Origin of the sequence: Pseudotenacibaculum haliotis (assembly GCF_042684245.1) — a bacterium.
In the GTDB taxonomy this organism is placed as follows: domain Bacteria; phylum Bacteroidota; class Bacteroidia; order Flavobacteriales; family Flavobacteriaceae; genus Polaribacter; species Polaribacter haliotis_A.
Window position 1 is genome coordinate 1,067,886 of record NZ_JBHULH010000001.1, and the last position, 13,378, is coordinate 1,081,263.

The following is a 13,378-nucleotide window of genomic DNA, read 5'->3' on the forward strand; positions in this document are numbered from 1 at the left end:
TTTATTTTCTCAGCTTTGAGGTTGTAAATATATTTACGCTTTGAAAATATATTTACTAAAAAAACCGTTCGGTTATGAACGGTTTTTTGATATATGGTATTGAATACGGCTTTTCTAACTATAGCTTATAATTAAAAACAGATGTCTACCAGACCTTTATTTTTAATTAAGGTGCAGGATTAGGTATTAATTGATGTACTTCTTCTATCTCGCGTAAGATCTGATCTGACAATTCTATATTGATGCTCCCTATGTTCTCTTTTAATTGATCCATTTTGGTGGCTCCAATAATGTTACTGGTTACAAATGGCAATTGGTTGATAAAGGCTAAGGATAGTTCTGTTAAGCTCATTCCGTGTCTTTGTGCTATCTCTAAGTATTTTTGTACAGCTTGTTCTGATCCGGGATTTTTATATCTGGCAATAAAGTTTGGAAACAGGGTTCCTCTTGCTCCTTCCGGAGTTTTTCCGTGCATGTATTTTCCAGATAAGACTCCTTGTGCTAATGGCGAATAGGCTAATAAACCGATATTCTCACGCATAGATACTTCAGACATTCCTACTTCGTATCCTCTGTGAATTAATGAGTAGGAGTTTTGAATGGTTACCATTCTTGGTAGGTTATGTTCTTTGGCTGTTTGCAAATATTGTAGGGTTCCCCAAGGTGTTTCGTTAGATAATCCTACGTGTTTGATCTTTCCTTGTTTTACCAATTCTCCTAAGGTTTCTAGAATCTCTAAATGGTTTTCTGCTTCTTTTCTGGATGTTGCGTACGGATAATCGCGCACTCCAAAACAGTTTACTCCACGTTCCGGCCAGTGCAATTGGTATAGATCTATATAGTCTGTTTGTAAGCGTCTTAAACTTCCTTCTACAGCTTCTATAATGGCTGCTTTGGCAAATCCGTTTTCACGAATGTGTGCTGTATAAGGTCCGGCTCCGGCAATCTTACTTGCCAACACTACTTTGTCTCTGTTTCCGGTCTTTTTAAACCAGGTTCCAATGATCTCTTCTGTCTTTCCGTAGGTTTCAGCAGAAGCAGGTACTGCATACAATTCGGCAGTATCAAAAAAGTTGACTCCTTGCTCTAAAGCATAGTCCATTTGCTCATGCCCATCAGCTTCATTGTTCTGTTTTCCCCAGGTCATGGTTCCTAAACAGATCTTACTAACCTTGATATCGGTATTGGGTAGTGTTGTGTATTTCATCTTCTTGCTTGTTTATACGTTTATGAGTTTTTTATTGGTTGTTTATAAGTTTAAATACCTCAACTTATAAACCCTGAAAAACTCATCTAATTAAGTATCGCATTGATTCCCGGAAGTGTTTTTCCTTCCAGTGTTTCTAACATGGCTCCTCCTCCGGTAGAAACATAGCTTACTTTATTGGCAAATCCGAATTGCTTTACAGCAGCTACAGAATCACCTCCACCTACTAAAGAAAAGGCTCCGTTTTGAGTAGCTTTGTCGATAGAGTTTCCTAAAGCTATCGTTCCTTTGGCAAAATTTTCCATCTCAAATACGCCCAAAGGCCCGTTCCATAGGATGGTTTTACATTGGTTGACTACTTTATCGAAAATCTCTGCCGATTTCTCTCCTGAGTCTAATCCCATCCATCCGTTCGGAATCTCATTTACAGGAACTGTTTGTGTATTGGCATCATTGCTAAATGCATCGGCAGCAATAGCATCTACCGGCAAGTGCACTTCTACATTGTGTGCTTTTGCTTTTTCTAAGATCTCTAAGGCCAATTCTAGCTTATCGTCTTCTACCAACGAATTTCCTATCTGTCCTCCTTGTGCTTTAATGAAGGTAAATGTCATTCCTCCTCCTACGATCAAATGATCTACTTTGTCTAAAATATTTTCGATTACCGTGATCTTAGAGGATACTTTTGCTCCTCCTAAAACAGCCAATACAGGTTTTTCACTATTGTTTAATACCTTATCTATACTCTCGATCTCTGTGGCTAATAAATTTCCAAAGCATTTGTGTTCTGGAAAGAATTGTGCTACGATTGTTGTTGAAGCGTGTGCTCTGTGAGCAGTTCCAAAAGCATCGTTTACATACACATCTCCCCATTGTGCTAATTGCTTGGCAAAGTCTTCGTCTCCTGCTTTTTCTTCGCCATAAAAACGAAGGTTTTCTAACAACAAGATCTCTCCGTTTTCTAAATTGGCAACAGCTTCGGCTACTTTGTCTCCTATACAATCATTCACAAATTTTACTTGTACTCCGATTACCTCAGACACTTTCTCTACAATATGCGACAATGAATACTTGTCTTCTACTCCTTTTGGGCGACCTAAGTGCGACATTAATACAGCTGACCCACCGTCTTCCAAAATTTTGATAATGGTAGATTTTGCAGCTTCAATACGCGTGGTATCTGTTACTTCAAATGCATCATTTAAAGGCACATTAAAATCGACACGGATCAGTGCTTTTTTATTTTCGAAATTAAAATCGTGAATGGTTTTCATGTAAGGTTATTTTGAGCAAAAATAACTATTTAGCAACGCTTTAAGAAGTGAAAAACGAGAAAAAAATTGAGGGAACGTTTTCGTGAAAAATGAGTGAGAATCTTCCTTCTAGTCATTACGAACTGAACGAAGTGAGGTGACGCAATCTTTCTTTACTATTAGTTCTCATTTTATGAGATCGCTTCTCACGCCAAGGCGTGATCGCGATGACAGGTGCCAAAATTTATCATTCATAATTCGCAATTCTAAATTCTTAATTCTACTTTTGTTGCATGAGTTTCGACAAGGTTATTGGGCAAGAACACATCAAAACGCATTTGCAAACTTCTGCAGAAAATGGGCGCATTCCGCATGCCCAGTTGTTTGTGGGTAAAGAAGGAAGCGGAACGCTTCCGATGGCCATTGCCTATGCTCAATTGTTATTGACTCAATCGTCTAGCAATCCGGAAGCAGCTCGCTTAAAAGCGGAAAAACTACAGCATCCTGATTTGCATTTTGCGTTTCCTGTAACTACCAATGATTCGGTAAAAAAACATCCTGTAAGTGATCTATTTTTAGAGGATTGGCGTGAGTTTACAAGTACGCAACCTTATGGAAGCTTATTTAACTGGTTGCAGTTTATTGGCGTAGAAAACAAACAGGGATTGATTGGGGTTGATGAAGCTCAAGATATTGTAAAGAAGCTTCAATTAAAATCTTTTGAAGGAGGTTTTAAAGTAATGATCATTTGGATGGCGGAAAAGATGAATATTGCTGCGGCTAACAAGCTACTGAAATTGATTGAAGAGCCTCCGGCAAAGACTATCTTTTTATTGATCACCGAAAACGAAGATCAGATCATCAACACCATTAAATCGCGTTGTCAGGCGCTACATTTCCAAGGGTTGAGCGAGCAAGATATTGCTGCAGCTTTGGTAGCGAGAGAAAATACATCTGAAAACGAAGCGGCTAAAATTGCTCATCAGGCAGAAGGAAATTACAACAAGGCGGTTCATTTGCTACACCAAGACTCTAGCGACCTACAATTTGAGCAGTGGTTTATTAATTGGATACGCGCAGCGTTCAAAGCGAAAGGAAATGCAGCTGTGATTCAGGATCTGGTAGCGTGGAGTGATGAGATCGCCAAATCGGGACGTGAAACTCAAAAACGATTTTTAGCTTATTGTTTGCAGTTCTTCAGACAGGCTTTGTTACTGAATTACCAGTCACCTAATCTGGTGTTCTTAGAAACTCAAACTCCTAAGTTCGACCTTAAGAACTTTGCTCCGTATGTACATAGTGGAAACATTCAGGATATCAATAAGGAACTGAATGATGCTTTGTATCATATAGAACGTAACGGAAATGCGAAGATCATTTTATTGGATCTTTCGATGAAACTAACACGTTTCTTGCATAAAAAGGAGGAGACGGTTTAACGCCTCTTTAAAATCCTGTAAGGAAATTGGATAGTACTTATCTATTCTCTTCGTTTATATTTCCGAAAAAGGATTTCGGATTGAACCAGCTATACAACTGTCTGACCTTTAATTTCCAATCATTTTTGTACAGGTCTTTCCAATAATGCTTTTGAGGGTAAATGATCTTATCACATTTTCCATAATGATCTTCATACTCAAACTTCTCCCACTCACCGCCAATTGGTTTTAACTGAAAGTAGTTTTCAAGATCACGAAATCCTTGTATATTCAAAACACTATATGGAATTGGAAAAACTGCTCCTGTTTTATCTACAATTAGGATAAACAGAGATTCATCATCTAAGACCAACCTAGGGCTTATTGCAATCAATTGCACATCGCTCAATTTGACTTTAAAAGATTTACACCACAAAGCGATACCTAGCTGCTTCTTAGGAAATGCTATAAACTCTAATTCTTCGTTATGTATGTGAATTCCGGATTTATTGAAGCTTAAAACTTCTTTGGCATGATATGCCACTAAAAAATCCTTGTGATTGGTATAAGTCTCTATCAACTCATCAATTCTTGGGCTATTGAACTTGATCAGATTATAAAATACATCTCCATGAACTTCATAAATGAACTCTAATTTTTCAAAGGCTTCGAAAGCGACTTTTTCCATTTCATCATCGCCATTTTTTATCTCATTGATAAAAGTAGCCCATTGTATTCTTTCGAAAGAATCACTCTTTGATGCCAATTTTTTCAACATTGCAGGAACGGCATTCAACGATTTCATCTTGACAAGTGTTTCAGGAATCAGAGAGTCATCATCACTCCCCAACATCTCAATAAGTTTCTCTTCAACTGCTCTTCGTTCTTCTTCATTCAGTTTGGTAAGAATTTCATCATTGCTAAACCACTCACGATCTTTTAGGTCTGATCTTTTGGGCTCAGGAATAATTTGTTTGATGAGTTGTTCTGTATTGAGCATAGCACGTTTTCTACTAAAGTATTAAAATTTGCTGAACTGAACGGATGGCAAGTCAGTGCGAGGGAGTTACTCAAACTCATATGATTTTGCTACTACCTCTAAAGTAGTATCATGAAAAGGAAATACAAAATGTCGATATCCATCAAAATATGTGTCCTTGTGGTATGGGTGAACTTTATTTGAGTTTATAATATTTTCTATAACCTCTGAATTCTCTACTTCTACAAAGTCAAATGGCATTAAACCTAACTTTGCATATCGATGTCCGGAAATAGCTTCTTCGTTCGGATATCCAAAAGTAAATTGCAATACTGAACTAAAGTTCAACACGCCTCTTTTATTCGAGTACAAAAGATAGAAAGTTACTTTAAGATTGTGTTCATCTGCAAAGATTTCCGGCATAGTAGCTCCAGGGTCTATAGGAACTGGTACTTCTAATTCAATTAGTTTCATTTTATCTTTGTTTTTATCTAGACATCTCTTTACGTGTTTTTCTACATTGCTCACAATACAAAACATCAATGTCTTCAGGATACTCAAACATTTCTAAATTTCTAGGTGCATCTACATTGGCCAATGGGAAAAACTCTTCTTGTAATGAATAAGGTATACGATGTGAAGCTTTACTTCCATCAACAATAGCTACAGTGTCACTCTTCAATTGAACTTTATGAACCGGGCAGTGATTGAATATCTTATGCACTTCACTATGCTGAATCACATGCCTTTTAAAATGTGTTGAAAATTCTTCGAGTAGTTCTTCCTGCCAAAAAAACAATTGATCTCTAAGCGGAAATGCTTCATACAGAGTCAATACAAAATGTCTATACTTTTCTGTACCCACAAATTCTTCAAACTCTGTTCTTATTTCTTTATGAGTTACCTCTCCATATTTGAGTTTTTCTATGTCAAAGGCTTCTACAGAATATGCCGTCTCACCAATTTCTGAGAGTGCATCACCCAACAACTCCTTTAACCAAATCAGATCCTTCTCTTTATACGGATCGATATTGACATCCAGTAACATAACCAAGTTTCCATAATAGATTTGAGCCGGATACATAATATTATAAAACTCATCACCCAGCCTTTTGAATACCTCTAAAGGGTTGGATAGGTTTCTAATAACGATGTGTTTGTCTGGGAACATTTTTCTGAATTTGCTCTCTACTTTATTGTCAACCAAAAATTATTTCCCCAATGACATGAACTAAAGTTTACATAATACTTTCCTATATCTGATCTGGAAAATGTGAAGTAATTCTTCTCTTCTTCTTTTTCATAATTCTCTCTAAATCCAATCATATAAGAAATAGTTCTTAATGGAGGTTTGATTGATGTTGAATCTTTATCTTTTTTCAATGATACAGAAGAAACGGTTCCTCCGTACGGGAAGTACACTCGTATGCTATCATTACAACTTTGAGAAAAATTCACAATGACCTCTCTTCCCTCTTTAATAGGCTCATGAGTTATAGAATACATTCCATAGTTGATCTTGATCTTATTTTTCAAGAACTCTTTATGACGGGTTTGAAAAGTAAATTCACTTTGATTCTTATCAAGGTTTCGTTTAAATGTTAGTTTACATTGTAATGGTTTTCTCTTATTCAAATAAAGAGGCCTTGTAGGATCTAGTTTTTTTCCGTTTACTGTGAACACAAAATCACTATCTCCAAAATTGAAAGAATGAACTTCTATCTTTTTTCTAGAGTCTGTCTCTATAGTAAATTCAACAGTTGTATTGTTTTGATCACAATTTTTTAGAACCCTAATTTCTCTGGGAAACCATATATAGGTATCTTTTTTTTCCACAAAGGAACTAAGAAGTACAACTAGTATTAGTAGAGAAGTTAGCTTTTTCATCAACTTTATATGCATTTTTTATTTGAGTCAATATGTTCTTTGACCTGACTAAAAATACGAATTTATTTGGTTTTCTGGAGAAGGGGTATAAACCTTCCTTAAGGACAGGTTGGTCTGTGCGAGTGGAGTTTAACCTTAAATTTTTTTTAGTATTATCTACTTATAAAAATATGATTTGCAAATAAGGTATGTGGTGCACTAACTAGGTTGATATCAAATTTCAAAGATGGCTCTACTCTAGAACTGGCATTATGAATTCTAAAAGAAATTTGCCAACCTTCATTTAAAGACACTAACAATGTCGTTTTAGAGTTTTCTTGATAAACAACCTCAATTAATCTAGTTGGTAATTTTAATTTTGAAATTTTAGCTTTTGGTTTAATCCCTTTAAAAGGTAAATTAAGAGTTCCATGAATATTATAAGCTTGGATTTCAACTTTATTATCTCCTTTAATAACTTTATAGAAGTCTTTATTTCCTATCAAATACTGCACTAGATTCCTTGCCACGATACTAGGGTTTTCTTTATCTAAACGAAGAAGTTCTTTTCTAAAAGCATTTAATATTGGCACATAAACTACTTCATGCATATTATCAATAGAAGTCCATTTAGTCAATCTATCTTTTGCTTTTAAAGTCGAAAGCATATCAAATACAGGCGTCACATCATCAAAATAAGCCTTCGAACATGTAATACCTAACCATTTTTCTCCAAAATTTATTTTATGAGATAGTCTTGAGTGTTTAACTGCTCTGTGATTATTTTTTGCTGAAATTCCAATTTCCCATTTTTGTTTTGAACGAATCATTAAAACATCTCTTACATCTCCTGTTTGTCCTATTTGATCATTCACTATTTCTAAAACTAAGATATCTTCATTATCAAGATTTTTTGAAAGCCTTGGTTCAACATCTAATAAAAAATTAATTGAAGTACTAGCTGCCATTCTAAAAGAGTCTTGTTGTTCTTCATTAAAATTATAGAAAAACCCTTTTGCTGTTTTATATGATTCACTTTGTTTAATCGAAACTTTAGTTAATACTTTTAAGCGTTCAAAAAGCTCGAAAATTAAAGCATACTCAAATGCTTTTCCATTTTTTACTTGACTCGCCATAAATTATGAAGCTGTATTTTCTAATTCCAATCTTTTTATAGTAGGTTTATTTAATCTTTTTTCAGCATTCTCAACTTGGGCCTTAATACTTATAGCTATATGCTTAGCAAGATTAACAGGAACAGCATTTCCAATCATTTTGTATCCAGCTGAAACGTTATTGTAATAAAAAATGAAGTCGTTAGGGAAAGTTTGAATTCTTGCACATTCTCTAACACTCAATCTACGATATAAATTTTCTTTACCAGGAACAAACACACGTACATTTTGTTCAACGAACTTCATTTTTGGCGCTTGGGGATGGAGAGGGGCATGCCTCCCTCCTGCTTGAATAGTAAAAGATTGCTCATCCCAGCTACGTACTCTATTTCTAGACATAAACATTGATGAAAAACCACCAATCATATATTCATGATTTGGAATCTTACAATTTTTCTCATTTGTCTTATTTCCCTCATTAGCAGGAACTGCTAAATCTTTTAAGTCTCCTATTGCTTGCTTTAAAGTTATTTTATCTTTTAAAGGTTGAGGAAATTGGAATTCAAAATTAAGATCTTCTCGAATTCCAACAAAAAAAACTCTCTTTCTATCTTGAGGAACACCAAAATATGATGCATTTAATAGTTTAAAAGATAATTTATATCCAGCTTCCTTAAACATCTCTTTAATATTTTGCAAAGCTCTACTATGTCTAGATGCAAGCATACCACTAACATTTTCTGCTAAAAAGAATTTAGGTTGTTTCGCTTGTAAAATCCTTATAAAATCAAAAAAAAGCTGCCCTCTTTTATCATTAATACCTCTCAACGCTCCAGCTTCACTCCAACTTTGACAAGGAGGTCCTCCAATTATTCCATCACATTGAGGGACTTCTTCTTCTTTAATATCAATAATACTTCTCTTATCTAAAATCGTATCATTATGATTTCTTTCATATGTCTCCCAAATTTCTTTATCATACTCATTCGCCCAAATGATATTAAATCCTGCCTGTTCAAACCCAAGATCAAGTCCTCCTGCTCCCGCAAAAAATGATACTACATTCATACTGCTTTACTTTTAAGGTTCTTATATAATCTGCTTTCTAATTTGCAGCTTTAAAAAATTGTCTATAACAATTTGCTTTACGCAAGATAGTAAGTCTTTCTATATTTTATCTCTAACAATCTTAAAATTGTCCACCTATTTTTAAACATTTTTTGAATTATTTTCTACCTTACTGTAACCTTTTCAAAAATCATAGGTTTACAAGATAGAAACCAACCAAAAACAAACACCGTTGAGTTCATTAACAGACGAACAAATTATGTTAGAAGTATCTAGAGGAGATCTAGATCAGTTAAGGCATCTGTTTGACCGATACCATGTAAGAATTTATAATTTCTTTCAAAAAATGGTACGCAACCAAGCCGTTAGTGAAGACCTCACACAAGATGTGTTTGCCAAGGTAATCAGATACAGAAGTTCTTACAAACAAGGGAATTTTGCTTCCTGGATCTTTACCATAGCTCGAAATATATTTTCGACCTATTACCAGAAGCAGAAAAAAGAAAGAAGTCATCTCATTAACGATGACCTTGTAGATTCAGGAGAAGTGCATGCTTCGGATAGCAATGAAGAGGAGCTGAGTCATTTGCAACGAGCTTTGCTCAAGCTAAACCCTAGCGACAGAGAATTAATTGTAATGCATAGGTTTCAGGAGATCAAATACGAACAGATCGCCGAGATCGTAGGAAGCTCTGAAGGAGCCGTAAAAGTAAAAGTGCACAGAGCACTCAAAAAATTAAAAGACGTTTATTTTCAAACGATATAAGAAGTAAGTAGAAAGAAGCAAAGAGAATAAACACTCAAAATTAAAAATTCAACACTCATGAAGCAGTGCGAAAACATACAAGACCAAATGGCAGATTTTTTAGATGAAGCCTTAAATGAACAAGAAATGAAACAGATTCAAGAACATATAGATGGTTGCCAAGATTGCAATCAGGAGATGGAAGAGATGAAAGCTTTGTTCTTTGGTCTATCTGAAGATGAATTAGAACAACCAAGTGCCTCACTTCGCATGAATTTCGAGCAGATGTTGGAAGAAGAAAAGGCAAAACAAGAAACCAAAGTGATCTCTTTACAGGAAAGAACTTCTTGGAAATCTTATATCCGAGTGGCTGCCAGTATCCTAATTGTTGTGAGTGCCTTTTTAATTGGAAAATATTCTGATGGAGAAACAAAACCAAGCATCAATCCGGAAGTGGCTAGCATCTTAGCAAAGATGGAAGACGATAGTGCAAGTCAGCGTATCGCAGCCATGAACCGCTTTGAAGAGATCAACACCACAGACTCAAAAATCATACAAGCCTTGATTGACCGTTTGTTATACGATGAAAAAGCAAGTGTGCGACTAGCTGCAGTAGAAGCCCTGGCCAAATTCTCATCCTTAGAAATGGTAAAACAAGCTATGATAAAATCGTTGGAATCCGATCAGGACCCGGCGATCCAAATAGAACTCATTCAAACCTTAGCAAAAATTCAGGAGAAACGAGCGCTCCCTCCAATGAAGCGTTTGCTAGAAAACGAAGACGTTCCCGAATACGTAAAAAAAGAAATACAAATTAATATGGCTAGTGTATCCTAGCACTCAAAACTTATAACAATCATGAAAAAGCTTATTTTATTCTTATTCTTATGCTCTAGTGTAGCATTTGCACAAAAGAGCTACAAAAAATCCCTACAGGGAGTTAAAAAAGTACGAATTGAAAGTGGTGCCGACATCACTGTGGTAGCAGGAACTACCAATCAATTGATCATAGAAGAAATACACGAAGATAGTGGGGATCGTCATAGAGATCGTTTTCCTCTCCGTAATGAAGACAGTAAAAAGAAGAAAAGTCGTAAAGACGGATTGCGCGCCATCTATCCGGGAGGTGAAGATAATACTGACGGATTTGGATTCTCAATAACAACAGAAAACGGTGTATTGGTTGTAAAAGATCTAAAATCGCACTTTCAAAGAGAAGACATCAAAGTTACCTTGCCTAAAACCATGAACATTGATGTTGATAGTGGAAACTTAGGTGGAATTGTAGTTGACGGATTTTCTTCTGAAGTAGAAGCCGATGCCAACGTAGGTGAAATTACTTTGAAAAATGTAACGGGTCCTATTACAGCACATACAAGCACAGGAACTATTAGTGTAGTATTTACCAAAGTAAATCAATCTGCTCCAATTACAATCTCAAGTTCTGTAGGTGAAATTGATGTAGCATTACCAGCTAGTACAAAAGCAAACTTAAACATCAGAACCAACGGTACTGTATATACAAACTTCGACTTTAAAGCTCCTCCTAAGAAAGGATTACCAAACAGAAGTGGATTGAAGAACATTGAAAAGGCGTTAAACGGTGGTGGTGTTAAGATCAAGCTGAAGTCTTCAATGGGAAATATCTACCTACGAAAAAATTAATCGATCACGATGTAGAGGTTGAACTATAAAAGTACGCCGTTCCTAAGAACGGTGGCTTTTCAACCCAACATTACACAAGTAAAATCCGAATTTTAAATCCTATCATAATGAAAAGAATTGTCTTCTTCATAGGACTGCTATTGACTATTAGCAACCTATCTGCACAAAAAAAAGTAACTGCCAACGAGCGCAGTTCAGGAATTGACGATGTCTTTGTTCATGTAAAATTTGCCGATGATATTCAAATCAAGCAATGGAACAAAAATGAAATCTCTGTAGAAGCTACTGTAAATATCAATAATAACGAACACAACGATTATTTCAGCCTAGAAACTGATAAAGTAGGGTCTACATTAACCGTAAAATCTGATTACGGCGACTTCTTTAAAAAGTATGGAAACAACTTCTATTACAACAGTCGTAACGATGATGATAAACCTTGTCGTTGCAACAATGAATTAGATATCAAATACGTGATCTATGTACCAAAGAGTATGAGCCTGAAGGTGAAAAGTATTTCAGGAAGTGTAGAAGCTGATGCTTATGCCGGATACTTAGAACTGGACTTGATCAGCGGAGATATTGATATCAAGAAACATTCAAAAGAAATGTATTTAAAAACCATTAGCGGCGATATCGATATTTATGTTTCCGATGCTACGTTTGAAGCAAAAACTTTATCAGGAGGAATCTATTCTGATCTAGATATAGACTTTAGCAAGAACAGAAAAAACAATTACAGTCAACGCATCAAAGCAACCATCAACAAAGGAACAGCTTCATTAAAGTTAAGCACCATTAGCGGTGACATCTTTTTAAGAAAAAGCTAAGAATTATTACAACCAAACTCGTGAAAAAGATTTTAATCCTACTAAGCTTTGCAACTGTGATACTAGCTTGCCAAAAAGAAAGCATTGCAGTTGTAGAACTGGGAAAACCAGTTCCAAATTATACATTTAATAACATTTTAAACAGTGAGAGTGATCAAATTTCCCTCAAAAATCTAAAGGGAAAAGCTGTTGTCTTGGAGTTTTGGGCTACTTGGTGTGGCCCATGCATTCCAGCCATGAAAAAGCTGAACAAATTACAACAGAAGTTTGGAGATGACCTCGAAGTTATTACAATCTCTCAAGAAGACAATAAGCGTTTAGAACGATTTATTAAAACCACTCAAACTTCTTTAATGGTGGTTTCTGATACCGGACATGCGAAGATATTTCCTTATAAAACAATTCCTCATTCGGTCTTGATCGACAAAAACGGAGTAGTCAGAGCCATTACTAGCCCTGAAAATATTACAGAAGAAGTAATTAGCGATCTGCTTGCTGATAAAGAGATTGCTTTGGAAGTGAAAGATGATTTTTATGTAGATCCAACCTTGAAAGTAGAAACTTTGAAAACTGTTAATCACTCAGATTACCGAATTGTTTTGAAAAACTACAATCAAGAAAACAGAGGAGGAAGCAAGCGATTACAAGACGATGAAGGAAATCAAAAGGGGATTGAAATGTACAACACCAACATTCCCGGAATGTTTATGAACTTGCTAGATGTAAGTAGCCCTAGCAGAGTTGTATATCGCGATAGTCTTAGTAAAGACGACTTCCCTTATGAAAAAGAACATATGTACAATATGACAGTGGAAACTTCTGAAAACTACAGAGATCAATGGGGAAAAATTGGTGCTGATTTTCTGAATGATTACCTAGACATTAATGCGAGAATGAGCACGGAGGATATGGACTGTTATATCTTGAAAAAAACAGAGAACATTATTGAAGAGTCTACCTCTGAAACTTCTGAGTTTTCCTTTATGGGTCCCATCTTTAAGGCCAAGAAGATTAAGATTCGTCGACTGGTGGAGTATATAGAAAACTTTACCGCAATTCCCGTAACTGATCAAACAGGACTGGAAGGACTGTATGATATTGAATTGAATTGGCAAGCGGAAGATCCTAAAACAATTCATAGAGAATTGGCCAAATACGGATTGAAACTAAAAAAATCAAGTAGAAAGCTTCCAATTAAAGTGATGGAAATTTATAAGAAGAAAGTGTAATAT

General features: G+C 35.6%; 14 protein-coding genes. 6 read left to right on the plus strand and 8 right to left on the minus strand.

Annotated elements, in window-relative coordinates; translation table 11 throughout:
* Positions 1 to 166: 166 nt before the first annotated feature.
* Together ACFSRZ_RS05045 and ACFSRZ_RS05050 are read right to left on the minus strand one after the other, a co-directional pair.
* Positions 167 to 1,207, minus strand: coding sequence for an aldo/keto reductase (locus tag ACFSRZ_RS05045; protein ID WP_379665431.1), 1,041 nt, complete (start codon positions 1,205 to 1,207; stop codon positions 167 to 169).
* Between the two features lie 86 nt (positions 1,208 to 1,293).
* Positions 1,294 to 2,481 (minus strand): phosphoglycerate kinase, encoded by a 1,188-nt coding sequence (locus tag ACFSRZ_RS05050; protein ID WP_379665432.1) that lies wholly within the window; start codon positions 2,479 to 2,481, stop codon positions 1,294 to 1,296.
* Between the two features lie 272 nt (positions 2,482 to 2,753).
* Here ACFSRZ_RS05050 and ACFSRZ_RS05055 point away from each other — a divergent pair, with 272 nt between their 5' ends.
* Positions 2,754 to 3,899 (plus strand): DNA polymerase III subunit, encoded by a 1,146-nt coding sequence (locus ACFSRZ_RS05055; RefSeq protein WP_379665433.1) that lies wholly within the window; start codon positions 2,754 to 2,756, stop codon positions 3,897 to 3,899.
* 37 nt (positions 3,900 to 3,936) lie between these two features.
* On the opposite strand, the gene ACFSRZ_RS05060 is transcribed toward ACFSRZ_RS05055, so the two are convergent.
* From ACFSRZ_RS05060 to ACFSRZ_RS05085, 6 genes are all read right to left on the minus strand, one after another.
* Positions 3,937 to 4,878, minus strand: a complete 942-nt coding sequence (locus ACFSRZ_RS05060) for a hypothetical protein (RefSeq protein ID WP_379665434.1) — start codon at positions 4,876 to 4,878, stop codon at positions 3,937 to 3,939.
* Positions 4,879 to 4,944: 66 nt separating this feature from the next.
* A complete protein-coding gene (locus ACFSRZ_RS05065; protein WP_379665435.1) occupies positions 4,945 to 5,331 on the minus strand; it encodes a hypothetical protein in 387 nt (128 codons plus the stop codon).
* 13 nt (positions 5,332 to 5,344) lie between these two features.
* Positions 5,345 to 6,028, minus strand: a complete 684-nt coding sequence (locus tag ACFSRZ_RS05070) for a hypothetical protein (RefSeq protein ID WP_379665436.1) — start codon at positions 6,026 to 6,028, stop codon at positions 5,345 to 5,347.
* 17 nt (positions 6,029 to 6,045) lie between these two features.
* The gene (locus tag ACFSRZ_RS05075) at positions 6,046 to 6,744 is read right to left on the minus strand and encodes a hypothetical protein (protein WP_379665437.1); all 699 of its coding nucleotides are present in this window, start codon (positions 6,742 to 6,744) and stop codon (positions 6,046 to 6,048) included.
* 152 nt (positions 6,745 to 6,896) lie between these two features.
* A complete protein-coding gene (locus ACFSRZ_RS05080) occupies positions 6,897 to 7,859 on the minus strand; it encodes a HaeIII family restriction endonuclease (RefSeq protein WP_379665438.1) in 963 nt (320 codons plus the stop codon).
* 3 nt (positions 7,860 to 7,862) lie between these two features.
* A complete protein-coding gene (locus ACFSRZ_RS05085; RefSeq protein ID WP_379665439.1) occupies positions 7,863 to 8,906 on the minus strand; it encodes a DNA cytosine methyltransferase in 1,044 nt (347 codons plus the stop codon).
* 232 nt (positions 8,907 to 9,138) lie between these two features.
* Here ACFSRZ_RS05085 and ACFSRZ_RS05090 point away from each other — a divergent pair, with 232 nt between their 5' ends.
* The 5 genes from ACFSRZ_RS05090 (at position 9,139) to ACFSRZ_RS05110 (ending at position 13,375) form a co-directional block, all read left to right on the plus strand.
* Positions 9,139 to 9,672 carry an RNA polymerase sigma factor gene (locus ACFSRZ_RS05090; RefSeq protein WP_379665440.1) on the plus strand — a complete coding sequence of 178 codons (534 nt, stop codon included), beginning with the start codon at positions 9,139 to 9,141 and terminating at the stop codon, positions 9,670 to 9,672.
* Positions 9,673 to 9,729: 57 nt separating this feature from the next.
* Positions 9,730 to 10,488, plus strand: a complete 759-nt coding sequence (locus ACFSRZ_RS05095; RefSeq protein WP_379665441.1) for a HEAT repeat domain-containing protein — start codon at positions 9,730 to 9,732, stop codon at positions 10,486 to 10,488.
* A gap of 21 nt (positions 10,489 to 10,509) precedes the next feature.
* Positions 10,510 to 11,316 (plus strand): DUF4097 family beta strand repeat-containing protein, encoded by an 807-nt coding sequence (locus ACFSRZ_RS05100; protein WP_379665442.1) that lies wholly within the window; start codon positions 10,510 to 10,512, stop codon positions 11,314 to 11,316.
* Positions 11,317 to 11,423: 107 nt separating this feature from the next.
* Positions 11,424 to 12,146 (plus strand): DUF4097 family beta strand repeat-containing protein, encoded by a 723-nt coding sequence (locus ACFSRZ_RS05105; RefSeq protein WP_379665443.1) that lies wholly within the window; start codon positions 11,424 to 11,426, stop codon positions 12,144 to 12,146.
* A 20-nt stretch (positions 12,147 to 12,166) separates the two neighbouring features.
* On the plus strand, positions 12,167 to 13,375 hold the full coding sequence (locus ACFSRZ_RS05110; RefSeq protein WP_379665444.1) for a redoxin domain-containing protein: 1,209 nt from the start codon (positions 12,167 to 12,169) through the stop codon (positions 13,373 to 13,375).
* Positions 13,376 to 13,378 lie beyond the last annotated feature (3 nt).

What these genes read in the sequence shown, in the direction of transcription:
- ACFSRZ_RS05075 (WP_379665437.1), bottom strand. Translation starts at nt 6,744, where the DNA reads ATGAAAAAGCTAACTTCTCTACTAATACTAGTTGTACTTCTTAGTTCC.
- ACFSRZ_RS05105 (WP_379665443.1), top strand. Translation starts at nt 11,424, where the DNA reads ATGAAAAGAATTGTCTTCTTCATAGGACTGCTATTGACTATTAGCAAC.
- ACFSRZ_RS05055 (WP_379665433.1), top strand. Translation starts at nt 2,754, where the DNA reads ATGAGTTTCGACAAGGTTATTGGGCAAGAACACATCAAAACGCATTTG.
- ACFSRZ_RS05050 (WP_379665432.1), bottom strand. Translation starts at nt 2,481, where the DNA reads ATGAAAACCATTCACGATTTTAATTTCGAAAATAAAAAAGCACTGATC.
- ACFSRZ_RS05080 (WP_379665438.1), bottom strand. Translation starts at nt 7,859, where the DNA reads ATGGCGAGTCAAGTAAAAAATGGAAAAGCATTTGAGTATGCTTTAATT.
- ACFSRZ_RS05085 (WP_379665439.1), bottom strand. Translation starts at nt 8,906, where the DNA reads ATGAATGTAGTATCATTTTTTGCGGGAGCAGGAGGACTTGATCTTGGG.
- ACFSRZ_RS05060 (WP_379665434.1), bottom strand. Translation starts at nt 4,878, where the DNA reads ATGCTCAATACAGAACAACTCATCAAACAAATTATTCCTGAGCCCAAA.
- ACFSRZ_RS05100 (WP_379665442.1), top strand. Translation starts at nt 10,510, where the DNA reads ATGAAAAAGCTTATTTTATTCTTATTCTTATGCTCTAGTGTAGCATTT.
- ACFSRZ_RS05095 (WP_379665441.1), top strand. Translation starts at nt 9,730, where the DNA reads ATGAAGCAGTGCGAAAACATACAAGACCAAATGGCAGATTTTTTAGAT.
- ACFSRZ_RS05045 (WP_379665431.1), bottom strand. Translation starts at nt 1,207, where the DNA reads ATGAAATACACAACACTACCCAATACCGATATCAAGGTTAGTAAGATC.
- ACFSRZ_RS05070 (WP_379665436.1), bottom strand. Translation starts at nt 6,028, where the DNA reads ATGTTCCCAGACAAACACATCGTTATTAGAAACCTATCCAACCCTTTA.
- ACFSRZ_RS05065 (WP_379665435.1), bottom strand. Translation starts at nt 5,331, where the DNA reads ATGAAACTAATTGAATTAGAAGTACCAGTTCCTATAGACCCTGGAGCT.